Source organism: Ensifer sp. Root278 (assembly GCF_001429285.1).
Lineage (GTDB): Bacteria > Pseudomonadota > Alphaproteobacteria > Rhizobiales > Rhizobiaceae > Ensifer.
Genome location: NZ_LMJJ01000001.1, coordinates 104,944 through 130,428, shown reverse-complemented (window position 1 = coordinate 130,428; position 25,485 = coordinate 104,944). Strand labels below are relative to the sequence as shown.

The following is a 25,485-nucleotide window of genomic DNA, read 5'->3' as shown; positions in this document are numbered from 1 at the left end:
TTCGAGACGACAATCAAGGACAAGAGAGAAGACGAGGTGCCCCACCGTAATTCGCCGCTTGCACCCTTTAAGCACGACATCTTCCGCACGATCTGGATCGCGAGCCTCGCATCCAACTTCGGCGGCCTCATCCAATCGGTCGGCGCCGCCTGGCTGATGACCTCGATCTCACCGTCGGCAAACATGGTGGCACTGGTGCAGGCCTCGACCTCGCTGCCGATCATGCTCTTCTCGCTCATCTCGGGCGCGCTTGCCGATAATTTCGATCGGCGGCGGATCATGCTGGTGGCGCAGTGTTTCATGCTCTCCGTCTCGGCGCTTCTGACCATCTGCGCCTATGTCGGACTGATCACGCCCTGGCTGCTCCTGCTCTTCACCTTCCTCATCGGCTGCGGCACGGCGCTCAACAACCCATCCTGGCAGGCCTCGGTCGGCGACATGGTCCCGCGCGACGACCTGCCGGCGGCAGTCGCGCTCAACAGCATGGGCTTCAACATCACCCGCAGCGTCGGCCCGGCGATCGGCGGCGCGATCGTCGCCGCGGCGGGGGCTGCCGCCGCCTTCTTCGCCAATACGCTCAGCTATTTCGCGATCCTCTTTGCGCTGGTGCGCTGGCGGCGGGAAGTGCCGACGAACACCTTGCCGCGTGAGACGCTCGGCCGCGCCATATCCGCGGGCCTGCGCTATGTCGCGATGTCGCCGAACATCGGCAAGGTTCTGCTGCGCGGTTTTCTCTTCGGTCTTTCGGCAAGCGCGATCCTCGCACTCTTGCCGCTCGTCGCCCGCGACCTCGTTCAAGGCGGGCCGCTCACCTACGGCCTGATGCTCGGCGCCTTCGGCCTCGGCGCGATCGGCGGGGCGCTGCTCAGTGCGCGATTGAGGGAGAAGCTGTCGAGCGAGGCGATCGTGCGCATCGCCTTCACCGGTTTTGCCGCCAGCGCCGCGATCACGGCCTGGAGCACCTATGCGTGGCTCAGCTGTCTCGTGCTGCTCGTCTCCGGCGCCTGTTGGGTGCTGGCGCTGTCGCTGTTCAACACGACAGTACAGCTCTCGACACCGCGCTGGGTCGTTGGCCGGGCGCTATCGCTCTACCAGACTATGACCTTCGGCGGCATTGCTGGCGGCAGCTGGCTCTGGGGCACGGCGGCCGAACAATATGGTGCCGCCAATGCGCTGATGGGCTCCTGTCTGCTGATGTTCGCTGGCGTCGTGGTCGGCTTCCGGCTGCCCCTGCCGGAGTTCACTTCGCTCAATCTTGATCCGCTCAACCGCTTCAACGAACCGCCGCTCGAACTGGACCTGAAGCCGCGCAGCGGCCCCATCGTCATCATGATCGATTACGAGATCGCGGACGACGATATCCCCGAGTTCCTCACGACCATGGCGGAACGCCGGCGCATCCGCATCCGCGACGGTGCGGGCCACTGGGCGCTGATGCGCGACCTCGAGAACCCGACGACCTGGACCGAGACCTATCACGTGCCGACCTGGGTCGAATATGTGCGCCACAACCAGCGGCGCACCCAGGCCGACGCCGCCGTCGGCGACAAGCTGACGGCACTGCACAGCGGTGCGGCACCACCGCGCGTGCACCGGATGATCGAACGCCAGACGATCGTGCCGACGCATTACGAGCGCTACAAACGCCAGGTCGATGTCGACATGCACTAGATCATTTCATTGTTTCATCGAAACACTGAAGTGATCTAAGTCTTTGAAATTACGCAATTCCGGACGGAAAGCCGTTTCACACTTTTCCTGGAATTGCTCTAAATGCCGTTGTCGCCCCCAACGCTGACATCGACCAATGCAACGAAAGAGGCCCCGTCACGCAGGGCCTCTTTCGGTTCAGCGGTTCAGCTTGAGAGAGCGTCGACGCCTCTGGTTGGAAATTGCCTTAGCGCAGCTTCGCCTTCAGCGAGGCATCGGGGAAGCAGGTGGCGGCAAGCCCGCTCTTTGCCTGCCAGTCGCCAAGCGAGCGGCGCGTCTTGTAGCCGGGAAGGCCGTCGACCTTGCCGACGTCATAGCCCTTGGCGACGAGCGCCTTCTGCATGGCGAGAACGTCCGAGCGCAGCATGTTGCCGACGTCGCCCCAGCTCCCGCGGAACGCACCGCCGCCGGTGGCGATGCGGTCGGCGAGATTGCCGATGAACAGCGCATAGAGGTCGGAGTTGTTGTATTCCTTGAGTACATAGAAGTTCGGCGTGACGATGAATTCCGGCCCATGCCGGCCGGCCGGCACCAGCATCATCGACGACGCCGACAGTTCATGCGACGGGAAGGCCTTGCCGGAAATCCGCGTGATGCCCTTGTTGGCCCAGTCCGAAATCGGCCGTGCGAGGTCCGGGCCTTCCTGTGCGCAGGAGACAGCGTCGGGAATCGACACCTCGAAGCCCCAGTCGCGGCCGCGCTGCCAGCCCTTCTTGACGAGATAGTTGGCGATCGACGCCAGGCTGTCCGGCACCGAATTCCAGATGTCGCGGCGGCCGTCGCCGTCGAAATCGACCGCATATTGCAGGAAGCTCGACGGCATGAACTGCGGCTGGCCCATGGCGCCGGCCCAGGAACCGCGCATCGCCGTCTCGTCGACGTCGCCGCTGTCGAGAATGTGCAGCGCCGCGATCAGCTCGCGTCTGAAAAGGTCGGGGCGCGACGACATGAAGGCCTTGGTCGCCAGCACATCAACGACCGGATAGGGGATCTTGGCACGGCCGAAGCCGGACTCACGGCCCCAGATCGCCACGACCACCGAGGCCGGAACGCCATAGGTGCGTTCGATCTTCTTCAGGGTCGACGCATGGGTGGAGGCAAGGCTGCGGCCGGTTGCCGCCAGTCCTTGCAGGCGCTTCTCCGAGAAGTAGCTGCCGGGCGAGGAAAACTCCGCCTGGCTCTGCTTCTGCTCTTTCGGCTTCGGGAAGCCGGGAGGCGCCAGATCCGGCAGGTCCCAGTTGAGCTTCACGTCGGCGAAGGCGGCCTTGAATGAACCGGCGGAAATGCCAGCCTTCTGCGCTTCCGGCCAGAGATCGCTCTGGAGCCAGGCGCGAAACTCCGCCTCGACATCCGCCTTCGTCGCGGCATGCGCGAACCCCAGCCAGCCACAGAGCAACAAGGTCGAAAGTGAAAGAAGTCTCAGCATAAGGCTTCCCTATCGGTTGGATCGCGGCGTTCGAAAATAGCGTCAGATCGACGTGCGGGCGCGAAGGGCGGCGGCCAGCGTGCCCTCGTCGAGATAGTCGAGTTCACCGCCAACAGGCACGCCATGGGCAAGCCGGGTGATCTTCACTTCCATGCCCTCGAGCTGGTCGGTGATGTAGTGCGCCGTGGTCTGGCCCTCGACCGTCGCATTCACGGCGATGATCAGTTCGCGGACGCCGCCATTGGCGACGCGCTGGACAAGTCCTTTGATGTTGAGGTCTTCAGGACCGACACCGTCGAGCGGGGAGAGCGTGCCGCCAAGCACGTGATAGGCGGCGTTCATCGCGCCGGCGCGCTCCAGCGCCCAGAGGTCGGAAACATCCTCGACGACGATGATGACCGACTGGTCGCGACGCTCGTCGGAGCAGACGGTGCAGGGATCGATCGTATCGACATTGCCGCAGCAGGAGCAAATACGGACCTTGCGGTGCGCCTCGCCCATCGCGTCGGCGAGCGGCCCCAGCAACTGGTCCTTCTTCTTGACGAGATGGAGGGCGGCGCGCCGTGCCGAACGCGGCCCGAGCCCCGGGACTTTTGCCAGGAGCTGGATGAGTTTTTCGATTTCGGGGCCGGTGACTCGTTTTGCCATGCGGCGCTTTTAGCCCATATCGAGCCCGAACGGAATCGACTTCGCACACTGCAGTGGGCCATCGCAAAGGGCACAGGAGAAATCGGCGTGCATTCGAGCAAGGCGCAATCTATTGTTGATTGCAGCAGATGGAGGCTCCGATGACCAATACGCCTTTCCGCTATGCAGCCCCCAGCGATGAATGCGATCTGATCATGAAAGGCGGCATCACCTCCGGTGTGGTCTTCCCGCGCGCCATTACCGAACTCGCGACCCGCTACCGCTTCATGCACATCGGCGGCACATCGGCCGGTGCGATTGCCGCCGTCATGACAGCGGCCGCCGAATACCGACGCCAAAGTGCCGCAACGGCGGACGAAAAGAACGCTGGCTTCGCGCTGATCGATGCGATGCCGAAGGAGCTGGCTGCCAATCTCCCGACCTTCTTCCAGCCATCGGCGGAAACAGCGCCGCTCTTTCGCGTCGGGATGGCGATGGTGCGAACGCAGGGAAACAAGGTGGTGGCGGCAGCTCTGGAGACCCTCAGGGTTTTTCACCTGGCGTTGCTTCTTGCCGCCCTCCCCGGCCTCGCGCTGATCGTCGCCGGCATCGCCGCGACCGACTGGGCGCTTGGCATCCTGGGGGCGCTCGTCGTCCTGATCGGCGCGATGGCGATGTTGACCTATCAGCTCTATCGCGCGGTCGCGGTGGTGTTGCCGGCCCACGACTTCGGCCTATGCAGCGGCCTGACCCAACCGGGCGCGAAGAAACCTGCATTCACCAACTGGATTGCCGAGCGGATCGAAGCCATTGCCGGCCCGGTTCGCTCCGACGGAGAAGCGCGGCCTTTGACGATCGGCGATCTCGATCGCTACGAGATCACGTTGAAGAGCGTCACCACCGATCTCTCTTCGCGGCGGCCTTACGAGCTACCCTTTGGCGACCGGGTGCACAATTACCGCAAGTCGGAATTCGAAAGGCTGTTTCCGCCGTCCATCATGAGCTACCTCCTGAAGGAGAGCAAACCACGCGACATCGTAGGGCCGGACGGCGTGCGGGATTACTACCAGCTACCGCCGGCAAGGAAGCTGCCGGTGGCGATCATCGCCCGCATGAGTCTCAGCTTCCCCGGATTGATCCGCGGCGTTCCACTCTATCGCTACGATTATTCCCTGCGCGCGGCAGCCCGGCGCGATCCGTCGACCCATATCCGCTGCCTGTTTTCCGATGGCGGCATCACCAGCAATTTCCCGATCCATTTGTTCGACGGACTACTGCCCGGTCGCCCGACCTTCGGTATTTCGCTGGCGAGTTACGATCCGAGGCGCCATGGAGAGGATGAGGACGGATCAGGTGGCAGCCGCGTCCACCTGCCGCGCCGGACGGCCGAGGGCAAGGCAACGCCAGTCTATCCGGTCAAGGGGCTCCTGGGGTTCGTCGGCGCTATCCTCGACACAGCCCGCAACTGGCAGGACACGCTACAGAGCCAACTCCATGGCTACAGCGAACGCATTGTCGAGGTGAGGCTCGACGATGCCAAGGAAGGCGGGCTCAATCTCGACATGGATGGAGAAACCGTGAATTTCCTGAGCATGCTCGGCGGCAAGGCCGGCGACGTCGTGCTCAAGAATTTCGACTTCAACGAACATCGATGGCGCCGGGCGATGACGATGCTGCCGACACTTTCCGAGTCGCTGCGCAAGCTGTCCAATCGTTACATGGAACCGGCGACCGAGCGCAGGATCGACTATCCGGCGATCCTGACGGAATACGATCCGACCGGCCTCGTCGGCGTTACAATGGCTGATCGCCTAGCGCTGAACGAGCTTACCCAGAAGCTCGCAGCCATAGGCGCCGAACTCGATCGGCGCCCGATTCCTCCACCTTCCAGCCAGAAGGTGGATCTCAGGATCACCGCCAGCATGGATACCAATCCACGCGGGGCGAACCCTCCGCGGCCGGACACGCCACCGGCGCCCAATCAATAGAGCGGGATGCGGAATAATGCGTGCGGTTTTCCGAACGCACCGCGCTCCAACTCGTTCAAACCGGTCAGAACGGCAGCTTCATGCCGGGCGGGATCGGCAGGCCGGCGGTCAGTTCGGCGGTCTTTTCCGCCTGGACGGCTTCGGCCTTGTCCTTGGCGTCCTTGTGGGCGGCGACGATCAGGTCTTCGAGGATCTCGACGTCGTCTTCCTTGAAGAGCGAAGGATCGATCTTCAGGCTCTTGAGGGTGCCCTTGCCGTCGAGGCGGACGGTCACCAGACCACCGCCGGACGTGCCGTCGACTTCGAGTGCGGCGATCTCCGCCTGCATCTTCTCCATCTTGGCCTGCATTTCCTTGACCTTGCCCATCATCCCCATGATGTCGCGCATCGTCGTCTCCTGTTTTTCTGTTTCTGCTCGCAGACGGGACTATTCGATGTCGTCGCCAGGGACGATATCGCCGTCGGCGGATTCGGCTGTAGCCGGAGCAACACTCTCGGCCTCTTCCTCGACGGCGCGAATGCGCACGTCGGTGATCTTGGCACCCGGAAAGCGGGCAAGAATGGCAGCGACATCGGGGTCCTGCCGTGCGTCGTTGACGCGCTGTTCCTGCGCCCGCTGTTCGGCCTCGATCAGCGTCGGCTCGCCGCGCTCGCGGCTGTAGCTGACGATCCAATGGATGCCGGTCCATTCCTTGAGCTTGACCGCGACTTCACCAAGCAGCGTCTTCGGCGCATCGTCGGAAACATTGACGTCGAGACGACCGGCCTCGATATGCACCAGCCGCAGGAAGCCGCGCACCAGCGTCTTCAGCTTGATGTCGCGGTTCTTGGCGCAAAGTTCGGCGATATCTGCGATCGAATTGACCGGAACCGACGGCTGCGGCTTGGCAGCTGGGGCCACCGCGGGTCGCTCCTCGATACGGCCGACGGTGACCGGCTGGGGTGCTGCATCCGGCACGGCGCGCAGCATCGTCGCGCCGTTGCTCGTCGGGCGCTGCACCGGCATCGCCTGCGTTGCCTGCGCCGAAATCGATCCTGAGGCGGAGGCCTGTGCCCCGCCGCCATTGCCGCCAACCGGCCCGGAACGGGCGCCGCCGCCTTCACCGCCGGAAAGCTCAAGCACGCGTCGCGCAGCCTCTTCCGGCGCCGGCAGGTGTGCGGCATGCGCCAGCCGGATCAGCACCATTTCGGCAGCTCCCGCCGGGCGCGACGAGCTTTCCGCTTCCGGAATGCCCTTGAGCAGCATCTGCCAGATACGCGAGAGTGCCGTGACCGCAACGCTTTCGGCGAAGACGGCACCGCGGGTGCGCTCGATCTCGCTCAGCGACTGATCGTTGACCGCCTCCGGCACATATTTCATGCGAGTGACAAGATGGGTGAAATCGGCGAGATCGGTCAGAACGACCGTCGGATTGGCGCCGGCTTCGTATTGCGCGGTAAATTCCTGGAGTGCGGCCGCAACATCGCCTTTGACGACATGGTCGAAGAGATCGACGATGCGGGCGCGGTCGGCAAGGCCGAGCATCGAGCGCACGGTCTCGACCTCGACCGCACCGCCGCCGTGCGCAATCGCCTGGTCGAGCAGCGACAGGCCGTCACGCGCCGAGCCTTCGGCAGCACGGGCGACCATGGCGAGCGCTTCCGGATCGAAGGAAACGCCTTCCTTGCCGAGGATCGTCGAAAACAGGCCGACGAGATCAGACGCGCTGATGCGGCGCAGATCGAAGCGCTGGCAGCGCGACAGAACCGTGATCGGAACCTTGCGGATTTCGGTGGTGGCGAAGATGAACTTCACATGTTCCGGCGGCTCTTCGAGCGTTTTCAACAGGCCGTTGAAGGCCTGGGTCGAGAGCATGTGCACTTCGTCGATGATGTAGACTTTATAGCGCGCCGATACCGGGCGGTAGCGAACCTGTTCGATAATCTCTCTGATGTCATCGATACCGGTATGCGAGGCGGCGTCCATTTCGATGACGTCGACATGGCGGCCATCCATGATCGCCTGGCAGTGTTCGCCCGGCACACGAAGGTCGATCGTCGGCCTGTCGGTCTCAGCGGTCTTGTAGTTCAGCGCACGGGCGAGGATGCGGGCGGTGGTGGTCTTGCCGACCCCGCGCACACCGGTCAGCATATAGGCCTGCGCGATGCGACCCGTTTCAAAAGCGTTGGTGAGCGTGCGCACCATCGGTTCCTGGCCGACCATCAGGTCGGAGAAATCCTTGGGGCGATACTTGCGCGCCAGAACACGGTAGGCGGCCGGTTTCTCAACGGATGAAATGGACGTGTCGTCGCTCATCGACCCTGCCGCTGTTCGAACTCTTGTCCCGACAGGACGGAAAAGGTGGGAGGCTGGCACGATGACCCGTGCCGGGGCTCGTTAGGGCTGCTTCCTTCCGGACCTGACCCGGTTGGCGAGTGGCTCGTCCACCACCAACCTCCCGGCTTCCATATCGGCAATATCGAAAGCAAATGCAAGCCAAGCCATCAAAAAACTGATATCGATATGCAAAACAAGGTGAATCCGTTGTCTTTGCCTGAGGAGAATGACTTGGCGACCTTCACTCTTGACGAGCGGCTCGAACGCGACGGCATCCCGATCGCCTCGATCGGCCTGTGTCAGATGCGGCTGATGAACGACCGCCGCTGGCCCTGGCTCGTGCTCATTCCGCAGCGTGAAGGCATTTCGGAAATCTTCGACCTGACCCCACTCGACCAGACGATGCTGACCTTCGAGACGACCATGGCGGCAACCGCCCTGAAGACGGTCACCGGCGCTCAAAAGATCAATGTCGGCGCATTGGGCAATATCGTTCGGCAACTACATGTGCATATCATCGCCCGCAACGACGGCGACCCGAACTGGCCGGGGCCGGTCTGGGGCTTCGGCAAGCCGGAGCCGTGGGACGAGAAAGAACATCGGGACTTCGCAGCGCGCATTCTGGAAAACCTCTGAACATGACGAAATCGATCTTTGACCTTCGTAGCCCGCATCCGGAGCCAAGCACTCTCGTCGCCTTTTCCGAAAACCATCTGGACCGCCAGTCGGAGCACCGCAGCGACGATTGCGTCGAGTTGGCGCTCAAGCACCCGGGCGCCCATTTCCTGGCCTTCTCGGGACCGAAGCTGATCGTCAAGCACGACGAGAAGATCATCGACCCGCTGTTTGCCCCTTACGAACTCGAAGGGCTCGAACCCGTGCTCGACGAGACCATCCTGCTCGGCTACCTGCCGAACGGCGAGCCACGGCTTGCCGTGCCGACGGGCTTGACCGAAGAGACGATCACTGAACCCTTCAAGATCGCCGATGGCCGCACGCTCTACCGGCAGCAGATGCTGCCGGAGGAACTGCTCGGCCAATTCGCCCAGGCCTCGAGCCTCATTACCTGGAACGCCAACAACCGCTTCTGCGGCCGCTGCGCCGGGCCGATGGAAGGCACGGCCGGCGGCTATCGCCGGGTCTGCACCGCCTGCGGCCACATGGTCTTTCCGCGAACAGATCCGGTCGTCATCATGATGACGATCGACCTTGAGCGCGACCTCTGCCTGCTTGGCCGCAGCCCACATTTCGCGCCGGGCATGTATTCCTGCCTTGCCGGTTTCGTCGAGCCGGGGGAGACGATCGAAAATGCCGTGCGCCGGGAAACGCACGAGGAGTCCGGCATCCACATCGGCCGGGTGCGTTACCATGCCTCGCAGCCCTGGCCGATGCCGCACACGCTGATGATCGGTTGTTACGCCGAGGCGAAATCGACCGTCATCAAGCGCGACGAGCAGGAGCTGGAAGACGTGCGCTGGTTCACCCGCGAGGAAACGATCGCGATGCTCGAACGCTCGACCGGCGTTGCCAATACCGGCGACGAGCATATTCCGCCGCCGAAGGGCGCGATCGCGCACCAGCTGATGCGCGACTGGCTCGCCTGGGACGAGCGGGCCTGAGGGCGACGGGTTACGAGGAGGGCCGACCGTGTCCCGCTCCGAACGGCTGCTGGATCTTCTGCAGGTGCTCCGGCGCTACCGCCAGCCGGTGAGCGGCCAGCGGCTGGCGGAAGAGACCGGTGTCAGCCTCCGAACGCTCTATCGCGATATCGCCAGTCTGCAGGCTCAGGGCGCCCATATCGAGGGCGAACCGGGGCTCGGCTATGTGCTGAAACCCGGCTTCATGCTGCCGCCGATGATGTTTTCCGCGGAGGAAATCGAGGCACTGGTGCTCGGATCGCGCTGGGTTTCAAAGCGTACCGACGACGATCTCGCAGGTGCTGCAGCAAACGCCCTTGCCAAGATCGCCGCGGTGCTTCCGGCCGAGCTTCGCGAGGAGCTGGACAGCTCGACCCTGCTCGTCGGGCCGAGCCCGCCGGCCACCAACGGCATCGACATTGCCGCACTCAGGCGGGCGATCCGCAACGAGCGCAAGGTGGAACTCGACTACGTGGACAATGATGGCAGTGCAACGCAGCGCACGATCTGGCCCTTTGCGCTCGGCTTCTTCGAGAACGTCCGCATGGTCATGGCGTGGTGTGAACTGCGCCTGGACTTCCGGCACTTCCGCGCTGACCGCATGCGCCGGATGACCGTGACCGAAGCGCGCTATCCTCGTCGCCGCCAGGTACTGATGAAGGATTGGCGCGCCAGCCAGGACATCGCCGCATCCAAGCGCCAGACGGTCGGCTCCTGACAACTCTCGATGCTGACAGAAGTTGGCAGCCACCACGCCTAGCCTGCAATTCCCCGCAACAAGGAGGAAACAACATGGCCAAGGCAAATCTCATCGTTCTTTATGTCAAGGACCCGCTGGCGAGCGTGGCGTTCTACCGGGATGTCCTCGCGCAGGAACCAAGCGTCACCTACCAGACCTTTTCGTCCTTCGAACTGCCCGGCGGCTTCACCCTCGGGCTCTGGGCCGAACATACGGTCGCGCCGGAGCCGACGGCATCAGGCCATCGCTCGGAACTGGCGTTCATGGTGGAGGATGAGGGCGCAGTGCGCGCGCACTACGAGAAATGGAAGGCGGAAGGGCTGCAGATTGCGCAGGAATTGACCGAGATGGATTTCGGTCCGACCTTCGTCGCGCTCGATCCGGATGGTCACCGGCTGCGCGTCCGCCTCTTCGATTCGTGATCGAGAGGACAGCGGCGCGTATCCCGCCAGCCCTACAGCGCCGCACGTCTTAGCAGACGTGCAAAGGTCGCTGCAGCACTTACATTGCCGCATATTTTTGTCCTTTGATCGGAACGATCAAAGGACACATGCAGACGCGGCGGGATACGCGAATGATGCGGATTAGCGGCCGTAAACGGCGGCCTGGATCTGCGAACGGGACAGACCGATATCGCTCAGTGCGTGATCGTCGAGAGCGTTCAGCTCGCGGATCGCACGGCGGGTCTTCGCATATTCCATGATCTTCTGACGGATCTTCATCTTTAACACTCCTTACGTGAACGAGCGTTAGATAGGCATTTGCCTAAAATTTGTGTACCGCCGCGATTGCAGATTAGGCATGCGCCAGACGCGTAGCCGGTTAACGAATTTTTGCCACTTTCTTACGTCGCGACACGATCGTTAAGCTGATGATTCCCGTTGCAAAACCGCGTTGGATCACGGCCGGAACGAAGGGGTGTTGCCACAGCCAATTCTATTAGCCAGGCTTGATAAACGAAGATGACGACATGCGAATGGGAGAAGATCGCAGCCTTTCAGATGCCGCCGGAATTCGATCGCTTCGAGCGCTGGATTGCAGATCAGGTGGGCGCGGGGATCGCCCTGGAGGTCCCGGTGAGGACATCTCGCGCGGGGAGCTTACCGGACGAAAAGTGGTATCGGCACCTTGCGTCCGGTGAGGTGTGGCGGCTCGTCTCGCCCGACTTTCCCTTTCGAGGAACTTTCGAGCAGGTCTGAGCCAAGCGTCAGAGCACGCCGCGCATCGGGTGCGCCTTGTAGGTGCCAAGGATGCGGACCTTCTCGGAGAAGAAACGCAGCTCGTCCATGGCGTGGCGCACGCCGATATCGTCGGGATGGCCTTCGATATCGGCGTAGAACTGCGTCGCCACGAACTTGCCGCCGAGCTGATAGCTCTCGAGCTTGGTCATGTTGATGCCGTTGGTCGCGAAACCGCCCATCGCCTTGTAGAGGGCCGCAGGAATGTTGCGGACATTGAAGACGAAGGTGGTGATGATCAACTCGTCGTCCGCGGAACGCCCTATGCGCTGTTCTTCACGGGAAAGCACGACGAAGCGGGTGACGTTGCTTTCGGTGTCCTCGACGTTCTCGGCGATGATCTCCAGACCATAGAGATCGGCGGCAAGCCGCGGTGCAAGCGCCGCCATCGAGCGGTCGCCCTTTTCGGAAACAAGCTTCGCCGCGCCGGCGGTATCGCCGGCGACGACCGGCTTCCAGCCATTGGAACGCACGATCTTGCGGCACTGGCCGAGCGCGTGGATGTGGCTGTGCACGGTGCGGATTTCGTCACGCGTGACGCCGGGCAGCACCATCAGCTGGAAACGGATCGGCATGAAGTATTCGCCGACGATGTGCAGCCGCGATTCCGGCAGCAGATGATGGATATCGGCGACGCGGCCGGCGATCGTGTTCTCGATCGGGATCATCGCGAGATCGGCGTCACCGTTCTCGACGGCGACGAAGGCATCCTCGAATGTCTGGCAGGGCAGCGGCTCCATCGACGGAAACATGTCGCGGCAGGCCATGTCGGAGTTGGCGCCGTAGTCGCCCTGAAAGGAAATCCTGTTGGTCTTGACGGTCACGGTAGCTTCCTTATTCGGGATGGCGGGCGGAAAGGATACGGCGGGCTTTTTCCAGCTCCACCGGCGTATCGACGCCGAGCGGAACCGAATCGACGATCTCGACGTCGATGCGCATGCCGGCCTCGAGCGCGCGCAGTTGCTCAAGCGATTCGCGGCGTTCGAGCACGGAGGGCTTTAGCGATACGAAGCGCTCCAGCGCCTGGCGGCGATAGGCGTAGAGACCGATGTGATGGTAGAGCGGCCCCTGGCCGTAGGGCGCGGTCGCGCGGGTAAAGTAAAGTGCGCGCAGGCGCGTGTCCGAAAGCGGCGAACCAACGACCTTGACGATGTTCGGATTGGTCTTTTCGCTCTCTTCGGCGATCGCCACCGTCAGCGTCGCGATATCCGTGCTGGCGTTTTCAAGCGGGTTCAGTGCGGCACGGATCGATGCCGGCTCGACCGTCGGCAGATCGCCCTGCACGTTGATGACGATCTCCGCTTCGCCGGTCGGGTCGGCCTTCTGCAGCGCTTCATAGATCCGGTCGGATCCGGACTGGTGATCGATGCGGGTCATGATCGCTTCGAAGCCGGCCTCCCGCACCACGTCGAAGACCTGCTGGTCGTCGACGGCGACGACCACGCGGCCGACGTCCGCTTCCTCGGCGCGTTTCGCCACCTGGACGATCATTGGCAGGCCGCAAATGTCGGCGAGCGGCTTTCCGGGCAGGCGAGTCGAGGCCATGCGCGCCGGAATGAGCACGATGGCTTTACCTGAATTTTCGCGATTCATGATCTGGCCTTCAAAAACCCCGCTGAAAGTGTCAATAAGTCTCAGTTAGGGGCCGATAATCACTGTTGCAACGCAGAGCCAAAAGACATAGGTTCCGCGCGATTTCAAGATAGGCCGGGTTTTTGTTTGCGCCGGTGGCAAAGGGAGCGTTTGCAGATGAATTCATATGTGAACATGGGCGTGGGTGCCTTTCTGGGGACGGTCTTCGTTCTGATGTCCGTGTCCATTGCATCGGAAGGCATTTTCCACTCCGAGGCTCCCGAGAAGGAAGGCTTCGCGATCGTTGCCGAAGAGGGCACGTCTGAAGCCGGCGCCGGCGGCGCCGCAGAAGTCGAAGTCGATATCAAGCCGCTGCTTCTCAAGGCCGATGCTTCTGCCGGTGAAGCCGTGTTCAAGAAGTGCGCAAGCTGTCACACCGCCGACAAGGGCGGCGCAAACAAAGTCGGTCCGAACCTCTGGGGCCTCGTCAACCGTCCGATCGCCTCGCATGAAGGCTTCAGCTATTCGGCCGGCATGAAGACCTTCTCCGAGGGCAGCAAGGTCGTCTGGGATTACGACCACCTGAGCTTCTTCATCGAAGCGCCGAAGAAGCACGTTCCGGGCACCGCCATGGGCTTTGCCGGCGTCAAGAAGCCGGACGAGCGCGCCAACCTGATCGCGTGGCTGCGCGAGCAGGCCGATTCTCCGGCTCCGCTGCCGGATGCGGCTGGCGGCGCTGCCGAAGCGGCACCGGCTGCTGGCGCCGAAGGCGCAAAGCCGGCAGAGGCTCCGGCAACCGAAACCAAGCCGGCTGAAGGCCAGGCCGCTCCGGCGACGGAATCCAAGCCTGCCGAAGGCCAGCCGGCACCGGCGCAATAAGCTTAGCGGTTGGAAACAACCCATTCGAAAGGCCCGGCTCGCGCCGGGCCTTTTGCATTTGCGGGGCACGGTGACGCGACACATCCACGCGAATCGATAGACGGGATTTCGCTCCTCCCGAGGAAACACTTCCCGAAGTTCCGAAGCAGTCACACCAGCAGATAGGCCCAGACCGAAACGCTGACGACGCCGAGCGCGGTCGTCAATGTGATGGTCGAGGAGGCGAGTGCGTGGCCGACGTTGAAATGGTTGGCGATCAGCCAGGCGTTGACGCCGGTTGGAACGGCCGATGTCAGCACCAGCGCCGTCGTCCAGTTGTCGTTGAGGCCAAGCAGGTGGCAACTGGTGAACACGACCCCGGGCATGACGAGGAGCTTCAGCACACTCGTAAAGGAAGCAAGACCGAGATTGCCGGCAAGGCCGTATTTGTCTAGCGCCATGCCGATCGAGATCAGCGCTGCCGGCGCCGCCATCGAGGCAAGCTGATCGACGACAGTCTTCACAGGTCCGCCAAGCGGCTGGCCGACGAGATGAAACGCTGCGCCGCAAGCAAGCCCGATGACCAGCGGATTGCGCACCAGGTTGCGGCCGACGCCGGCGAGAAGATGCAACGGGCTTTGCCCTGGTTTGCCGCTTGCACGGCGCTCGGCACGCTCCATCAGCAGCGTGCCGGCGATCATCATGACCGGCAGATGGACGGACAGCAGGATCGAAATCGCCACTATTCCCTCCTCGCCGACGATGCGTGAAACCAACGGCAAGCCGATGAACACGGTGTTGGCGAAGGCCGAGGAGACGCCGGCAAGAACGCCCATGCGTGGGTCACGCCGGAAGATGAGCGTTGCAGCCAGATGCCCGGCCGCCCAGGTGACGGCAACGCCGGAAAAGTAGGCGACCCAGAGCGGCCAGGGCGAACCGTCCTTGAAATCCGCTTCGGCAATCGTGCGAAATAATAGAACGGGAACGGCAACACGAAAGACGAAGTCGCCGAGCGCTTCGCCGACAGCCGGTTTCAGATAGCCTGACCGAACCAGCAGCCAGCCGGCAAGGATCAGGACGAAGATGGGCAGAACGTTCTGGAAGATGTCGGACATGCGCAGGCCTTGGGATGGGACTGCCAGCAATAACCGCGTTCACGCCAGGATCGCAAGCGCGGCGCGGCAGAGCACTTTCAAGGGAACCTTCGCAGACCGCAGGCGTTCGGGAAGAGCATGAGGAACATGCCATGCCGCCAGATAAGCCCATTTATGCCCATGGAGACGACGATCCGCATCTGACGGATGACGCGCTCGCCGACAAGGTGCTGCGCTTCATCCAGTATGCCGCCCTGGTCGACACGAGCCGCATCTCGGTGATGGCGCTTGGCGGGCTCGTCGTTCTTTCCGGTGAGGTCGCGAGCGAAACGGACGTCGCCTGCGCCGGGGATGCGGCGGCATCGGTGATCGGTGTTGCCAGCGTCGAGAACCGGCTGAACGCGAAGCCGGGCGACGCCGACCCGCATGCCTGAGCGGTGATCCGACGGGTTGCCACGTCAAAAGCCGAATGATAGGACATGCGCCACTATTGATGTCGATATGGGCCTGGCATTGCCGTCAGCCTGCAGGAGCCGCAGATGAGGACCGACGAGTCAGCAACCAGGTAAGCCGCAACAACGGTTTGAAAAAGTTGTTGCGGCGTCTGTCGGCTCACACTCCCAAGATTTGATGAAGTGGCAGATCGCCGCCGAATGTTACCCATTTGCGCGGATGTTTCATCATGCCCGATCATAACTTGCCCACCTGGCCCTATACGCTGCCGGCGGCTCTGCTGCTGATGGCGCCTTTCGATATCCTGGCGTCGCTCGCCATGGACATCTATCTGCCTGTCGTGCCGGAAATGCCCGGCATTCTCGGCACGTCGCCGGCAATCGTCCAGCTGACGCTGAGCCTCTACATGCTCATGCTGGGCTTGGGACAGGTGCTCTTCGGCCCGCTCTCCGACCGGTTCGGCCGCCGTCCGGTGCTTCTCGGAGGCGCGACTTTGTTTGCACTGACGTCATTGCTGCTGGCGGTCACCACCTCAGCGCCGGTCTTCGTGGCACTCCGGCTTGCGCAGGCGGCGGGCGCCTCGGCGGCGCTGGTCGCGACCTTCGCGACGGTGCGGGACGTCTATGGCGCACGTCCGGAAGGCGTCACCATATACGGCCTCTTCAGCGCCATGCTGTCCTTCGTTCCGGCGCTCGGACCGATTGCCGGCGCGCTGATCTCAGGCGCTCTCGGCTGGCAGGCGATCTTCCTGACGCTCGGCGTGCTCGGTCTTACCGCGCTCGGCCAGGCGCTGCTGCGCTGGTCGGAAACCCGGCCAATCCCTTCCGGCAACGGGAAGCCCAGCTTTAAGCCCATTCTCAGGAACGGCGCGTTCTGGACCTATACGCTCGGCTTCAGCACGGCGATGGGCGCGTTCTTCGTGTTCTTCTCGACCGCGCCGCGCCTGCTCATCGATCGCGCCGGCTATTCGCAGTTCGGCTTCAGCCTCGCCTTCGCGACGGCGGCAGTGGTGATGATCCTGACCACGCGCTTCGCCAAGGGTTTCGTCGGCCGCTACGGGATGTCCGGCTGCCTCATGCGCGGCATGGCAGCGCTGATCCTTGGCGGGCTGTTGCTTGCCGCCGGCGAAGTCTTCACGACACCCTCCTTCGCAAGCTTCGTGCTGCCGATGTGGGTGATCGCCGTCGGCATTGTCATGAGCGCCTCGGTGACTGCGAACGGCGCGCTGAAGGCCTTTGACGCGATCGCCGGAACGGCGGTGGCGCTCTACTTCTGCATCCAGAGCGTGATCGTCGCCGTCGTCGGCACCGGCGCCGTTCTGTTTCTGAAGGGCTATACGGCCTGGCCGCTCGTCGGCTACTGCCTGGTGATGGCGACGGTCACGCTCCTGGCGCTGGCGCTCCTGAACCGACGTGGAAGACAATAGCTGCCATGTACCTCCCGGAGCGGTTGCCTGCTCCGGGAGGTATTCAGCCAACCGGTCCGGCGGCTGCCAGCAAGACCGCAAGATGCCTCTTGACCTCGCCCCTGGGGCAGGCCCCAGACTTGTCTCATGACCGATTCTTTTTTCCTCGCCGGCCGTTTCGGCGCTGCCACAAGACTGTCGCCGAAGGCGCTCCGGCTCTATGTTGAGCAGGGCCTGCTCGTGCCCGCCCACGTCGATCCGGTGACCGGCTACCGCTACTACGCCGCCGAGCAGGCGGGCCGCGCCCGCTTGATCGCAAGGCTGCGGCAATTGGGCCTGCCGATCGCCCGAATCGCCCGCCTGATCGAGCTTCAGCCCGAAGTGCGCCTCGCCGAACTTCGCGCCTGGCTGGAGGTACAGACCAAACGGCTCGAGGAGCAGAGCGAGCTGGTGCAGGCGATCTTCCGGCAATCGTCCGGCGGCGATGATCCGCTGATCAAAGCCGTCCGCGTCCGCGACACTGCCCCTTCGAAGATCGTCTATCGGCAGGGTCATGTGACGGTCGATGCGCTCGACGCTTTCACGGAAAGCGCCGAAGCGGCGATCCGCAGCTACCTGGCACTATGCGGCAAGGACGACGATGGGCCGATGACGCTGCATTTCCACGAGCCCGTGAACCATGATGGCAAGGGCCTCGTCGAGGTCGCGATCGGCTACACCGGCAGCCTCGAACCGTCAGGTGATCTGCGCATGCGACTTCAGCCGGCTGGGCGCGAAGCATTCCTGCCGGTGTCCGAGACGTTCGAGACCTTTCCGGCGGTGCTGCGTGTCTACGACGCGATCGAGGCCTGGTTCGAGCACAGCAACGATCTCAATTGTTTCGGCAGCCCCTACGAAATCTACCCCGGCAGCGGCGACGCCCGTTTCGATGTCGCCTATCCCATCGTGCCTTAACAAGCCTCCCTTCACATCCCCCCTCAATCGCTCAAGGGTTCCATCCGATGCAGCACGTTCCCTATGTGGGCTCCGGCCCCTATTGCTACGCCAATTCCTTCGCCATGATGTTCGGCGAGGCGGCGCCCTCGCCCGCCGTCATCGAATTTGCCACAAGCAGCCCGTTCGGAATGCAGCTCATCGGCGGCTCGCTGCCGTTCTTCGACCCCTATGGCTGGGACCCGGAAGCCGGGTTCGACGGCGCGCTTGCTGCGCTCGGCTGGACCTCGGAAGTCAGCAAGGGTGACGATGCCGAGGACGCGCTTTCTCGCCTCCGGTCGACGCTCAAGGATGGCCCGGTCTGGGTCGGCCCGGTGGAAATGGGACATCTCCGCCATCAGCCCGGCATGACCGGGCCGATCGAGGCCGACCACTATGTCGTAGTCCTCGCGCTCGACGAGGAGCGGGTGCTGATGCACGATCCGCAGGGCTACCCCTACGCCTCGCTGCCGATCAGTGATTTCATGGCGGCCTGGAGCGCGAAGACGCTCACCTACGGCGATTCTTTCACGATGCGGTCGGGCTTTTCGCGGGTGGCGGAGGTCTCGGAGGTGGACGGGATCCGGGCCTCGATCCCGGCCGCGATCCACTGGCTGTCGATGGTTACGGATCGAGCGATGCCGCCTAGGAGCCTCGGCAATGCCGAGGCCGCCGAAGCGCTGGCGGCGCGCATCGAGGAACGCTGTGACAAGGGCTTGCGGGCGCACCTGATCCATTTCGCCGTTCGCGTCGGCGCCCGCCGTGCGGCTGACGCCGAAACCTGCCTCGAGCGCGCCGGCTTTGCCAAGTCCGCCGCCGTTGCCGGCGAACAGGCGCGACTCATCGGCGCGCTGCAATATCCGTTGGTCTTGCGCAGAGATGCGGAAGCGGCGGAAGCCCTGCGGCGGCTGGCTCCGACCTACGATCGGCTGCTCTCCGCCCTGCGAGGCGGAGACTGATTCCAGCAACACGCAACTCCGGACGGAAAACCGCTTCGCACTTTTCCTGGAATTGCTTCACTTGGCACGGGCGCAATTCCGGACGGAAAACCGCTTCGCACTTTTCCTGGAATTGCTTTAGGCAATGAGCTCGGAGAAGCTCTTCGGCCGCTCCGACTTGGCGTCGCGTACGGTTGCGTAGTGAAGTCCGACGACACCGTTGTCGTAGTGTTCGCTGCCGATCAGCTGCAGTTCGTTCTTATCCCTCAGCCGGGCGAACCACGGTTCACCCGGCGAGACGACGGGATAGACGAAGAAGTGGTAGCGATCGACCAGCCCGAGGCCGATCACCGTCTGCGCCAGGCTGGCGCCACCCGAGAGATGGATATCGCCGCCGGGCTCAGCCTTCAGCTCCATCAGGTAGCGCGAAAGTGCGGCGTCGTCGGCAGCCACGACCTGTTCGGCATTGTGCCAGGGGCTGATTGCCTGCTCACCGGTGCGGGAGAACACAATCTTGCGGGAGTCGTGCATGCGTTTGGCCATCACGCGATTGGTCTCGCCGTTGACCTCATCGTTCAGCGCGCCGGGCCAATAGCCGACCATCTCCTCGTAGGTGGTGCGCCCGACGAGTACCGTGTCGTAGCCGGCATAGAGGCGGTCGATCGCCCGGTACTGCTCATCGACCACCGTGCCCATCCAGGCAAGCGGATCGTCGAGGCGGCCATCGAGCGTCGTCATCATCTGCAGGACGATGTTGCGCATGTCTTCGCCTCCTTAATGGGTTTGCTCGACGAGCCGGGCCAGTTGCTCCGCCACCGTTCCCCAGCCGTCGTGGAAACCCATCTCCTCGTGCATCTTCCGGTCCGCGCCGTTGCGGTGCATCACGTGGGCGGCGTACTCAGTGCCGGCCGGATGGTCGCTGAGCGTGATGATTGCCGTCATGAAGGCGTTCTCGGCCGGCCGCCAGCCGGCAACGAGCGTATCGGTGAAGACGATGCGCGAGAGTTCGTCGACCGCGAGGAAGCAGGCATTGATATGCGGCACGAACTCGCCGCCGCCTTCGCTGATCCGGGTCACGAAGCCGCCGCCCGGCTTCAGGTCCATATCGATCACCTTGCATATTGCCGGCGCCGGGACCCACCATTGCTCAAGCCGGGTCCGATCGCTCCAGGCGCGCCAGACGGTCGCGCGCGGCGCCTTGATGATGCGTGCCATCGTCAGGTCGAGTTCGGGATCTGGAGAGCGGATCATGTCATTCCTCCTCGTGTTCAGTGACGAATTTTTCCAGCCGGTCGGCACGGCCTTCCCAGAGCGCGCGCTGCGCCGAAAGCCAGGTCTCGACCACGGCGAATTGCGCCTTCTCGATGGCGCAGGTCCGCACCCGGCCCTGCTTGTGCGTGCGGATCAGGCCGCTGCCTTCCAGGAAGTGGATGTGCTTCATGAAGGACGGCAGGGCCATGTCGAAGGGTCTGGCGAGATCGCTGATGCTCGCCGGGCCGCCGCCGAGCCGCGAAAGCACGGCGCGCCGGGTGGGATCGGCGAGCGCCTGAAAGATCACGTCCAATCGGCCTGAATACTGTTCCATAAGGCTAAGTATCATGACCAAACACTTAGCGCAACAGCTAACTATTGAAGTCCTCCCCGACAGGCTCGAGCCAATTTGTCTCACGGCGCCGTGCCGTCGACCGCAGGTCGAGAGCCGAGACCATTTCCCCATTTCCCGCTGATATGTTTTACTTGCTGCACTTTGCGGGATCGACAAAGGTCAGGGGCCAAAGCTCGAATGATGCGCTTTCTTGTGTTCGCGGTCGCCGCGCTCATCGCATTCGACGGGAATGCAGCAGAGCAGAATTTCCCCGCCGATGGCGGTCTGATTTATTTCAACATGCCGACCGGCAACATCGGTTGCCAATACACGCCAGCCGGTGGCTCCGATGTTTATGTCCCGGAGGACGGCGGCCCGGAACTTGGCTGTGACCGCATCGAACCGACCTATCAGAGGTTCATTCTGGGAAAGGCGGGCAAGGCCCGACGATTCCAGAACGCGGGCGATACAGCATGCTGCGACGGCTCCCATATCCTGAGCTACGGCAACAGCTGGAAGAAGGGGCCGTTTAGCTGTCGGTCCAGCAAGACCGGGCTCAGCTGCGAGCGCAGTGACGGCCACGGTTTTTACATCAGTCGATCGAAGACCGACGTCTATTAGAGCGGCAGCAGGAAAGGTGCATACGGTTTGCCGCGCGCCCTGACTTCTGGTTGATGGCCAGAGCGGGTTTGGTCGCAATCCTGTCGCGTTAGCGCTGACGAGGCCAGCAAGGGGTCGCCGCAGCACGCGGTAGCTCGATCCGGCAGAAGATCAGCGCTCGCCTATCTCCTGCAGAAAAGTCTCCAGGACGCTGCGGCTCTGCGCCAGCTTTTCCGTCTTCTCTTCGACAAGCCGGATCTGCTCGTGCAGGGTGACGCGCAGTTCGTCGCAGGGCTCAAAGATCGGACCTTCTCCGCGAACGCACGGCAGGAACTGCAGGATCGTCGGAAGGGTCATGCCGCCGGCGCCCAGGAGTTTGATGCGCTCGACGGTTCTCACCTCCGCCAGATCATAGTCGCGATAGCCGCTTTCGGTGCGTCCAGGCTTCAACAGCCCTTCGGCTTCATAGTAGCGCAGCATCCGAATGCTGACGCCGGTGCGTTTCGACAGCTCGCCTATTTTCATTCCGGTCCCTTCGCCTCGCCCTTGACTCTGACAGCGCTGTCAGACCTTAGACCTATTGGCTCCTTCATGTGAACACACCCAGGAGCAAGACCATGCCGAACGAAACAAGCCTCTATCCCGCAGCGCTCAACGGCCGCCCGGCCAGCGCTGCCGATCTGATCCCCTTGGCTTTTGCCGGCTTCGCCCACTTCACCGCAATTCAGGTCAGGGACTGCAAGATCAGAGGTCTGGACCTGCATCTGAAGCGCCTCAGCAACGCCTCTCTCTCCTTCTTCGGCCGCGCGCTGCCCGACGAAGAGTTGCGCGCCCACATCAAACAGGCAATCGACGCAGGTCCGGCGGAGGGTACGGTCGAGCGTGCGCTCATATCCGGCCGGGTCCGCGATCGCCCCCTTGGCGTATCGCTGCGACGTCCGGTCCCAGAAACGCGCGTCACTCGCCGTCTTCATGCTGCCTGCTCCCCAGAGCGCGACCAGATCTCCTCGGCACGGTCGAGGCCGGAGCCACGCCGGTCAAGGGATTCCGGCTACCGCGCAATCGTCAACAAATGGCGGAGATCGGACGGTCAATCAGCGAAGGCCCCTTCGCGCTAGGCCAGACGAACCCAATCGACGGTTTCAAGCACATAGGGCGCGAAGAGAAAGTCGCGGATCGCAGCGATCTCGTCCTCGCGCCAATCGAGAAGAACGAAATGCGCAGGCATCTCCATGGGCCCGGCGCTGTCGAAAACCAGCATGACCGGACGCCCCTCGATCGCACCGAGCGCGAACCGCCACCTCGTCTCCTCGGCATAGCGGGTGAAGTAGCGGCCAATGCCCTCACGGCCCTCCAGCCTCAGCCTGTTGACGAGCTCGAGCTTGACGTCTTCGGCCAGCATGGCGCGGATCGCATCGAAATCGCCCCCCTGAAACAGGCGCACATAGGTCGCCATCTTCTGCCGGTTGGCATCGGACATCAGCGGCAGCCGCATATCGTCCGGGCGATCCGCCAGTTGCCGGAGCGACGCGCGTCCGCGCTGGAGCGCCGACTTGGCAGCCGCCGGCGTGCAGTCGGCAATATCCGCGATTTCTTCGACCGAATGTCCGAGCACATCCTTGAGAATCACGGCGCAGCGCTGAAGTTCAGGCAGCTGCAGGAAGGTGTGAAAGCCGACCGCAACGATGTCCGCTTCGGGCAGCCGTGCGTCCTCCAGATCATCGCGCAGCGGAACGACCCTGTGCCGGGACCGCCGGCGCAGGAAATCGAGGCTGGTATTGTGGGCGATGCGAAGCAACCAGCCCTCGATATTGTCCACGACCACACCGTCCGCCCGCGCCTGCAGGGCCTTGATCAAGGTATCCTGCAGCACGTCCTCGCCGTCCACGGCCGAGCCGGTCATGCGCGCGCAATAGCGATGCAGCCGCGGCCTGAACTCGCGCAGGCGATCCTCGAAATCTTCCACGTTCATGTATCGAGCTCCATGGGCGCATTTCCAGGCGTCAGCCCATCGGCGACGACGGCACGATAACGCGGGTCCAAAGAAATGTCCGCCGCCTTCCGGCCACTGTCGGCGGGCGTCGGCGGCGGATCGACATCACCTGTTATCGCTGAACACGGCCTCGCCCAGGATCGACTCAAGGCTTGCCAATTCCAGGATCTGCGGGAAGTAGGCCTTCATCCGGGGATCGGCCCGCATCGCCTCAATGGCCGCCGGCGTCTCCCATTCCGAATAGATGATGACGCTGGCGCCGTCCTTGGCGGCGATCAGCCGGCTTGTGTGCCAACCGCCGAGCGTGCTGATCACGGTTTCGATGTTGCGCTTCAGGAGCGCAATCAATTGCGCCTGCTTGCCGGGTTCGACCTTCAGCAGATTGACGAGTGTGACAGGTTCGGTGGTCATCAGCGTGTCTCCTTTGCTACGGACACAGCAAAGACGAACCGGAGAGGCGAAACGGATCGCGCCGAAGAAGATTTTTTGCGGGTTGGCGCCAAGCGGGTTGGCAACGTCTTGATATTGATCGCTGTGGCAAGGGAGAGAAATGGCGGACAGAGAGGGATTCGAACCCTCGATACGCTTTCACGTATACACGCGTTCCAGGCGTGCGCCTTCAACCACTCGGCCACCTGTCCATCCGTCAGCAGCCGATGGTCAATCCGGCTGGATGGGAAGGGCGGGGCCCTTCGGTGTCGACCGGTGTAAACCGGCGGACGCGCGTCTATATACCGATGATTTGCTTGGGATCAACTGCTTTCTGACAGATTGTTGACATCTTGTGAAACGAGCGGCCCGTCGTCCCCATTGTGCATACCAGGCGGCACGCTTATCTCTTGCGCCGGGACGAGTGTCACGTCCCGGCAGCGTCCAGATGCCAGCTCGGCTCTACTGCGATCCCCGCATAATTTCGCCACTGGGCCTTGTCCGAGACCCCTGCGATCGAAGAAGATGCCGCCGGGGCGTTGCGCTTGACCATGACATGACGCGACCAGTGACATGAAGGGATAATTGGACCGATGCGGTTTCTACTAAGGCTGGCGAGCGCCGTCGTGTTGTTTGCCGCCGTGCTTGCCGGCGCCGTCGACGCGATTCAGTCGGTCGCCGCATCGGAACTGGTGATGACCTCGCTTGGCGACGACCTGGAGGCGCTGGGCGCCGACACGGCGAGCTGGATCCAGTTTGCGCAGCGTTCCGATACGGCGCAGACGATCTGGCATTCGGTGCTGCATTGGCTGCTGATGCAGCCGGCCTTCGCCGTGCTGGCGCTGCTCGCGCTCGTTCTGTGGATGGTCGGTTACAAGAAGCGGCCGGCCGCGGGCCGCTTCGCCGCCTGATTTTTAGCGGAGCCCGTCTCTGCACCGACGAGGAGTATGCTGATGTTCCTGATCGACATGTTCAACAAGAAGACGATCATGCCCGATGCGCAGACAGCGCTGCCGGGTCGCGACGAGGCGATCCCGACGGCCGAGACGCATTTCGTCTCCGGGCGGCCGCTGAATGGCCCCTACCCCGACGGCACGAAGCAGGTCCTGCTTGGCATGGGCTGCTTCTGGGGCGCCGAACGGCTGCTCTGGAAGATCCCCGGTGTCTACGTGACGGCTGTCGGTTACGCTGGCGGGCTGACACGGAACCCGACCTATCAGGAGACGACCACCGGGCTCACAGGCCATGCCGAGGTGGTGCTGGTCGTCTATGATCCAGAGACGGTTCCGCTTGCGACCCTGCTCAAGACTTTCTTCGAGGAGCACGACCCGACCCAGGGCATGCGCCAGGGCAACGATATCGGCACCACCTACCGCTCGGCAATCTACACCTATGACGACGAGCAGCTGGCGGAGGCCAAGGCCGCGCGCACCACTTTCCAGGCGGCGCTGAAGTATTCCAACCATGGCGGCACGATCACCACCGAGATCGGCAAGGCCGGCCCATTCTACTTCGCCGAGGACTACCACCAGCAATATCTGGCGAAGAACCCGAACGGCTATTGCGGCCTGCGCGGCACCGGGGTGAGTTGCCCGATCGGGTACTAGGGCGCCGTGCGTTCGACTGACGCACAAAGGACGCTCTAGCACTTTGATTCTAGAGCATCTTTCCGCCTCCGGTGGTTCCACTCGAGAGCGGGATGCTCTAGACAGGCCGATGTGCTTGGCCTCAATCGACCCAAACCTTCACCAGATCGTTTCGTGTAAACAAGCGCTGGATGCGGGCGGAGAACCGCACACACTTTTCCTCATCCCGCTCCGACACCGGGGGCCGCTTTGGCCCTCTCGAAAGCAAGCGCGATACCCACAACCCAGAGGTCGCGCCGGATGGGCGCGCACACTTGC

At 63.0% G+C, this 25,485-nt stretch carries 29 protein-coding genes, 1 tRNA gene, 1 other RNA gene and 2 pseudogenes; 16 read left to right on the top strand and 17 right to left on the bottom strand.

The features are described from left to right. Nucleotides 1-36 precede the first annotated feature (36 nt). The gene (locus ASE60_RS00635) at nucleotides 37-1,671 is read left to right on the top strand and encodes an MFS transporter (RefSeq protein ID WP_057247814.1); all 1,635 of its coding nucleotides are present in this window, start codon (nucleotides 37-39) and stop codon (nucleotides 1,669-1,671) included. Nucleotides 1,672-1,897: 226 nt separating this feature from the next. On the opposite strand, the gene ASE60_RS00630 is transcribed toward ASE60_RS00635, so the two are convergent. Together ASE60_RS00630 and recR are read right to left on the bottom strand one after the other, a co-directional pair. Beyond that, on the bottom strand, nucleotides 1,898-3,136 hold the full coding sequence (locus tag ASE60_RS00630) for a lytic murein transglycosylase (protein ID WP_057247813.1): 1,239 nt from the start codon (nucleotides 3,134-3,136) through the stop codon (nucleotides 1,898-1,900). Between the two features lie 42 nt (nucleotides 3,137-3,178). Then, nucleotides 3,179-3,784 (bottom strand): recombination mediator RecR, encoded by a 606-nt coding sequence (gene recR, locus ASE60_RS00625; protein ID WP_057247812.1) that lies wholly within the window; start codon nucleotides 3,782-3,784, stop codon nucleotides 3,179-3,181. A gap of 140 nt (nucleotides 3,785-3,924) precedes the next feature. Here recR and ASE60_RS00620 point away from each other — a divergent pair, with 140 nt between their 5' ends. Then, nucleotides 3,925-5,751, top strand: a complete 1,827-nt coding sequence (locus ASE60_RS00620; protein WP_057247811.1) for a patatin-like phospholipase family protein — start codon at nucleotides 3,925-3,927, stop codon at nucleotides 5,749-5,751. A 64-nt stretch (nucleotides 5,752-5,815) separates the two neighbouring features. On the opposite strand, the gene ASE60_RS00615 is transcribed toward ASE60_RS00620, so the two are convergent. From ASE60_RS00615 to ffs, 3 genes are all read right to left on the bottom strand, one after another. After that, nucleotides 5,816-6,139 carry a YbaB/EbfC family nucleoid-associated protein gene (locus tag ASE60_RS00615; RefSeq protein ID WP_057247810.1) on the bottom strand — a complete coding sequence of 108 codons (324 nt, stop codon included), beginning with the start codon at nucleotides 6,137-6,139 and terminating at the stop codon, nucleotides 5,816-5,818. 39 nt (nucleotides 6,140-6,178) lie between these two features. Continuing rightward, nucleotides 6,179-8,047 (bottom strand): DNA polymerase III subunit gamma/tau, encoded by a 1,869-nt coding sequence (locus ASE60_RS00610; RefSeq protein ID WP_057247809.1) that lies wholly within the window; start codon nucleotides 8,045-8,047, stop codon nucleotides 6,179-6,181. A gap of 45 nt (nucleotides 8,048-8,092) precedes the next feature. Beyond that, an RNA gene (gene ffs / locus ASE60_RS33310) (signal recognition particle sRNA small type) lies at nucleotides 8,093-8,190 on the bottom strand. Nucleotides 8,191-8,254: 64 nt separating this feature from the next. Here ffs and ASE60_RS00605 point away from each other — a divergent pair. The 4 genes from ASE60_RS00605 (at nucleotide 8,255) to ASE60_RS00590 (ending at nucleotide 10,866) form a co-directional block, all read left to right on the top strand. Next, complete coding sequence (locus ASE60_RS00605) at nucleotides 8,255-8,704, top strand: HIT family protein (protein WP_057247808.1); 450 nt, start codon at nucleotides 8,255-8,257, stop codon at nucleotides 8,702-8,704. A 2-nt stretch (nucleotides 8,705-8,706) separates the two neighbouring features. Continuing rightward, complete coding sequence (nudC, locus tag ASE60_RS00600) at nucleotides 8,707-9,687, top strand: NAD(+) diphosphatase (RefSeq protein WP_057247807.1); 981 nt, start codon at nucleotides 8,707-8,709, stop codon at nucleotides 9,685-9,687. A gap of 28 nt (nucleotides 9,688-9,715) precedes the next feature. Further along, nucleotides 9,716-10,423, top strand: a complete 708-nt coding sequence (locus tag ASE60_RS00595; protein WP_057247806.1) for a YafY family protein — start codon at nucleotides 9,716-9,718, stop codon at nucleotides 10,421-10,423. Between the two features lie 74 nt (nucleotides 10,424-10,497). Next, nucleotides 10,498-10,866: a VOC family protein gene (locus tag ASE60_RS00590; RefSeq protein ID WP_057247805.1), complete on the top strand. Its 369-nt coding sequence runs from the start codon at nucleotides 10,498-10,500 to the stop codon at nucleotides 10,864-10,866. A 162-nt stretch (nucleotides 10,867-11,028) separates the two neighbouring features. Here the strand turns inward: ASE60_RS00590 and ASE60_RS33305 are convergent, their stop codons facing one another. Beyond that, the gene (locus ASE60_RS33305; RefSeq protein WP_064817013.1) at nucleotides 11,029-11,166 is read right to left on the bottom strand and encodes a DUF1127 domain-containing protein; all 138 of its coding nucleotides are present in this window, start codon (nucleotides 11,164-11,166) and stop codon (nucleotides 11,029-11,031) included. Between the two features lie 240 nt (nucleotides 11,167-11,406). Between ASE60_RS33305 and ASE60_RS00585 the strand changes: the two genes are divergently transcribed. Further along, entirely contained in the window at nucleotides 11,407-11,643 is a 237-nt protein-coding gene (locus tag ASE60_RS00585; protein ID WP_057247804.1) for a hypothetical protein, read from the top strand. An 8-nt stretch (nucleotides 11,644-11,651) separates the two neighbouring features. Here the strand turns inward: ASE60_RS00585 and ASE60_RS00580 are convergent, their stop codons facing one another. Then, entirely contained in the window at nucleotides 11,652-12,506 is an 855-nt protein-coding gene (locus ASE60_RS00580) for a prephenate dehydratase (RefSeq protein WP_057247803.1), read from the bottom strand. Nucleotides 12,507-12,516: 10 nt separating this feature from the next. After that, nucleotides 12,517-13,275 (bottom strand): 3-deoxy-manno-octulosonate cytidylyltransferase, encoded by a 759-nt coding sequence (locus ASE60_RS00575; protein WP_057247802.1) that lies wholly within the window; start codon nucleotides 13,273-13,275, stop codon nucleotides 12,517-12,519. 156 nt (nucleotides 13,276-13,431) lie between these two features. On the opposite strand from ASE60_RS00575, the gene ASE60_RS00570 reads away from it, so the two are divergent. Further along, nucleotides 13,432-14,133 carry a cytochrome c family protein gene (locus ASE60_RS00570; protein ID WP_057247801.1) on the top strand — a complete coding sequence of 234 codons (702 nt, stop codon included), beginning with the start codon at nucleotides 13,432-13,434 and terminating at the stop codon, nucleotides 14,131-14,133. 149 nt (nucleotides 14,134-14,282) lie between these two features. Here the strand turns inward: ASE60_RS00570 and ASE60_RS00565 are convergent, their stop codons facing one another. After that, on the bottom strand, nucleotides 14,283-15,227 hold the full coding sequence (locus ASE60_RS00565) for an AEC family transporter (protein ID WP_057247800.1): 945 nt from the start codon (nucleotides 15,225-15,227) through the stop codon (nucleotides 14,283-14,285). Nucleotides 15,228-15,358: 131 nt separating this feature from the next. On the opposite strand from ASE60_RS00565, the gene ASE60_RS00560 reads away from it, so the two are divergent. The 4 genes from ASE60_RS00560 to ASE60_RS00545 all read left to right on the top strand — a co-directional run bounded on the left by ASE60_RS00560 (nucleotide 15,359) and on the right by ASE60_RS00545 (nucleotide 18,995). After that, nucleotides 15,359-15,640, top strand: coding sequence for a BON domain-containing protein (locus ASE60_RS00560; RefSeq protein ID WP_057247799.1), 282 nt, complete (start codon nucleotides 15,359-15,361; stop codon nucleotides 15,638-15,640). A gap of 248 nt (nucleotides 15,641-15,888) precedes the next feature. Further along, nucleotides 15,889-17,085 (top strand): CmlA/FloR family chloramphenicol efflux MFS transporter, encoded by a 1,197-nt coding sequence (gene cml, locus ASE60_RS00555; protein ID WP_057247798.1) that lies wholly within the window; start codon nucleotides 15,889-15,891, stop codon nucleotides 17,083-17,085. Between the two features lie 126 nt (nucleotides 17,086-17,211). Further along, the gene (locus tag ASE60_RS00550) at nucleotides 17,212-18,018 is read left to right on the top strand and encodes a MerR family transcriptional regulator (RefSeq protein ID WP_057247797.1); all 807 of its coding nucleotides are present in this window, start codon (nucleotides 17,212-17,214) and stop codon (nucleotides 18,016-18,018) included. A 47-nt stretch (nucleotides 18,019-18,065) separates the two neighbouring features. Beyond that, nucleotides 18,066-18,995 carry a hypothetical protein gene (locus tag ASE60_RS00545; RefSeq protein WP_057247796.1) on the top strand — a complete coding sequence of 310 codons (930 nt, stop codon included), beginning with the start codon at nucleotides 18,066-18,068 and terminating at the stop codon, nucleotides 18,993-18,995. 117 nt (nucleotides 18,996-19,112) lie between these two features. On the opposite strand, the gene ASE60_RS00540 is transcribed toward ASE60_RS00545, so the two are convergent. Genes ASE60_RS00540 through ASE60_RS00530 form a run of 3 tightly spaced genes read right to left on the bottom strand, consistent with a single transcriptional unit; the run spans nucleotide 19,113 to nucleotide 20,559 of the window. Next, nucleotides 19,113-19,736 (bottom strand): dihydrofolate reductase family protein, encoded by a 624-nt coding sequence (locus ASE60_RS00540; RefSeq protein WP_057247795.1) that lies wholly within the window; start codon nucleotides 19,734-19,736, stop codon nucleotides 19,113-19,115. 12 nt (nucleotides 19,737-19,748) lie between these two features. Then, entirely contained in the window at nucleotides 19,749-20,225 is a 477-nt protein-coding gene (locus ASE60_RS00535; protein ID WP_057247794.1) for an SRPBCC family protein, read from the bottom strand. Between the two features lies 1 nt (nucleotide 20,226). Then, a complete protein-coding gene (locus ASE60_RS00530; RefSeq protein ID WP_057247793.1) occupies nucleotides 20,227-20,559 on the bottom strand; it encodes a metalloregulator ArsR/SmtB family transcription factor in 333 nt (110 codons plus the stop codon). Nucleotides 20,560-20,757: 198 nt separating this feature from the next. On the opposite strand from ASE60_RS00530, the gene ASE60_RS00525 reads away from it, so the two are divergent. Then, the gene (locus tag ASE60_RS00525; protein ID WP_113399017.1) at nucleotides 20,758-21,180 is read left to right on the top strand and encodes a DUF6636 domain-containing protein; all 423 of its coding nucleotides are present in this window, start codon (nucleotides 20,758-20,760) and stop codon (nucleotides 21,178-21,180) included. Between the two features lie 150 nt (nucleotides 21,181-21,330). Here ASE60_RS00525 and ASE60_RS00520 read toward each other — a convergent pair whose 3' ends face one another. Beyond that, a complete protein-coding gene (locus ASE60_RS00520; protein ID WP_057247792.1) occupies nucleotides 21,331-21,684 on the bottom strand; it encodes a MerR family transcriptional regulator in 354 nt (117 codons plus the stop codon). A gap of 92 nt (nucleotides 21,685-21,776) precedes the next feature. On the opposite strand from ASE60_RS00520, the pseudogene ASE60_RS36135 reads away from it, so the two are divergent. After that, a pseudogene (locus tag ASE60_RS36135) lies at nucleotides 21,777-21,998 on the top strand (aminotransferase class IV); the annotation flags it as partial. 30 nt (nucleotides 21,999-22,028) lie between these two features. Here the strand turns inward: ASE60_RS36135 and ASE60_RS35395 are convergent. The 4 genes and pseudogenes from ASE60_RS35395 to ASE60_RS00500 form a co-directional block, all read right to left on the bottom strand. Beyond that, nucleotides 22,029-22,133, bottom strand: a pseudogene (locus ASE60_RS35395) (SAM-dependent methyltransferase); the annotation flags it as partial. Between the two features lie 140 nt (nucleotides 22,134-22,273). After that, the gene (locus tag ASE60_RS00510; RefSeq protein ID WP_057247790.1) at nucleotides 22,274-23,131 is read right to left on the bottom strand and encodes a sigma-70 family RNA polymerase sigma factor; all 858 of its coding nucleotides are present in this window, start codon (nucleotides 23,129-23,131) and stop codon (nucleotides 22,274-22,276) included. A 126-nt stretch (nucleotides 23,132-23,257) separates the two neighbouring features. After that, a complete protein-coding gene (locus ASE60_RS00505) occupies nucleotides 23,258-23,563 on the bottom strand; it encodes an antibiotic biosynthesis monooxygenase family protein (protein ID WP_057247789.1) in 306 nt (101 codons plus the stop codon). Between the two features lie 140 nt (nucleotides 23,564-23,703). Continuing rightward, nucleotides 23,704-23,793 (bottom strand) — tRNA-Ser (locus tag ASE60_RS00500). Between the two features lie 381 nt (nucleotides 23,794-24,174). Between ASE60_RS00500 and ASE60_RS00495 the strand changes: the two genes are divergently transcribed. Further along, nucleotides 24,175-24,492 carry a hypothetical protein gene (locus tag ASE60_RS00495; RefSeq protein ID WP_057247788.1) on the top strand — a complete coding sequence of 106 codons (318 nt, stop codon included), beginning with the start codon at nucleotides 24,175-24,177 and terminating at the stop codon, nucleotides 24,490-24,492. Nucleotides 24,493-24,534: 42 nt separating this feature from the next. Then, nucleotides 24,535-25,188, top strand: coding sequence for a peptide-methionine (S)-S-oxide reductase MsrA (gene msrA / locus ASE60_RS00490; protein ID WP_057248229.1), 654 nt, complete (start codon nucleotides 24,535-24,537; stop codon nucleotides 25,186-25,188). Nucleotides 25,189-25,485 lie beyond the last annotated feature (297 nt).

What these genes read in the sequence shown, in the direction of transcription:
- ASE60_RS00630 (WP_057247813.1), bottom strand. Translation starts at nt 3,136, where the DNA reads ATGCTGAGACTTCTTTCACTTTCGACCTTGTTGCTCTGTGGCTGGCTG.
- recR (WP_057247812.1), bottom strand. Translation starts at nt 3,784, where the DNA reads ATGGCAAAACGAGTCACCGGCCCCGAAATCGAAAAACTCATCCAGCTC.
- ASE60_RS00620 (WP_057247811.1), top strand. Translation starts at nt 3,925, where the DNA reads ATGACCAATACGCCTTTCCGCTATGCAGCCCCCAGCGATGAATGCGAT.
- ASE60_RS00615 (WP_057247810.1), bottom strand. Translation starts at nt 6,139, where the DNA reads ATGCGCGACATCATGGGGATGATGGGCAAGGTCAAGGAAATGCAGGCC.
- ASE60_RS00610 (WP_057247809.1), bottom strand. Translation starts at nt 8,047, where the DNA reads ATGAGCGACGACACGTCCATTTCATCCGTTGAGAAACCGGCCGCCTAC.
- ASE60_RS00605 (WP_057247808.1), top strand. Translation starts at nt 8,255, where the DNA reads ATGCAAAACAAGGTGAATCCGTTGTCTTTGCCTGAGGAGAATGACTTG.
- nudC (WP_057247807.1), top strand. Translation starts at nt 8,707, where the DNA reads ATGACGAAATCGATCTTTGACCTTCGTAGCCCGCATCCGGAGCCAAGC.
- ASE60_RS00590 (WP_057247805.1), top strand. Translation starts at nt 10,498, where the DNA reads ATGGCCAAGGCAAATCTCATCGTTCTTTATGTCAAGGACCCGCTGGCG.
- ASE60_RS33305 (WP_064817013.1), bottom strand. Translation starts at nt 11,166, where the DNA reads ATGAAGATCCGTCAGAAGATCATGGAATATGCGAAGACCCGCCGTGCG.
- ASE60_RS00585 (WP_057247804.1), top strand. Translation starts at nt 11,407, where the DNA reads ATGACGACATGCGAATGGGAGAAGATCGCAGCCTTTCAGATGCCGCCG.
- ASE60_RS00575 (WP_057247802.1), bottom strand. Translation starts at nt 13,275, where the DNA reads ATGAATCGCGAAAATTCAGGTAAAGCCATCGTGCTCATTCCGGCGCGC.
- ASE60_RS00570 (WP_057247801.1), top strand. Translation starts at nt 13,432, where the DNA reads ATGAATTCATATGTGAACATGGGCGTGGGTGCCTTTCTGGGGACGGTC.
- ASE60_RS00565 (WP_057247800.1), bottom strand. Translation starts at nt 15,227, where the DNA reads ATGTCCGACATCTTCCAGAACGTTCTGCCCATCTTCGTCCTGATCCTT.
- ASE60_RS00560 (WP_057247799.1), top strand. Translation starts at nt 15,359, where the DNA reads ATGCCGCCAGATAAGCCCATTTATGCCCATGGAGACGACGATCCGCAT.
- cml (WP_057247798.1), top strand. Translation starts at nt 15,889, where the DNA reads ATGCCCGATCATAACTTGCCCACCTGGCCCTATACGCTGCCGGCGGCT.
- ASE60_RS00550 (WP_057247797.1), top strand. Translation starts at nt 17,212, where the DNA reads ATGACCGATTCTTTTTTCCTCGCCGGCCGTTTCGGCGCTGCCACAAGA.
- ASE60_RS00545 (WP_057247796.1), top strand. Translation starts at nt 18,066, where the DNA reads ATGCAGCACGTTCCCTATGTGGGCTCCGGCCCCTATTGCTACGCCAAT.
- ASE60_RS00540 (WP_057247795.1), bottom strand. Translation starts at nt 19,736, where the DNA reads ATGCGCAACATCGTCCTGCAGATGATGACGACGCTCGATGGCCGCCTC.
- ASE60_RS00535 (WP_057247794.1), bottom strand. Translation starts at nt 20,225, where the DNA reads ATGATCCGCTCTCCAGATCCCGAACTCGACCTGACGATGGCACGCATC.
- ASE60_RS00530 (WP_057247793.1), bottom strand. Translation starts at nt 20,559, where the DNA reads ATGGAACAGTATTCAGGCCGATTGGACGTGATCTTTCAGGCGCTCGCC.
- ASE60_RS00525 (WP_113399017.1), top strand. Translation starts at nt 20,758, where the DNA reads ATGATGCGCTTTCTTGTGTTCGCGGTCGCCGCGCTCATCGCATTCGAC.
- ASE60_RS00520 (WP_057247792.1), bottom strand. Translation starts at nt 21,684, where the DNA reads ATGAAAATAGGCGAGCTGTCGAAACGCACCGGCGTCAGCATTCGGATG.
- ASE60_RS00510 (WP_057247790.1), bottom strand. Translation starts at nt 23,131, where the DNA reads ATGAACGTGGAAGATTTCGAGGATCGCCTGCGCGAGTTCAGGCCGCGG.
- ASE60_RS00505 (WP_057247789.1), bottom strand. Translation starts at nt 23,563, where the DNA reads ATGACCACCGAACCTGTCACACTCGTCAATCTGCTGAAGGTCGAACCC.
- ASE60_RS00495 (WP_057247788.1), top strand. Translation starts at nt 24,175, where the DNA reads ATGCGGTTTCTACTAAGGCTGGCGAGCGCCGTCGTGTTGTTTGCCGCC.
- msrA (WP_057248229.1), top strand. Translation starts at nt 24,535, where the DNA reads ATGTTCCTGATCGACATGTTCAACAAGAAGACGATCATGCCCGATGCG.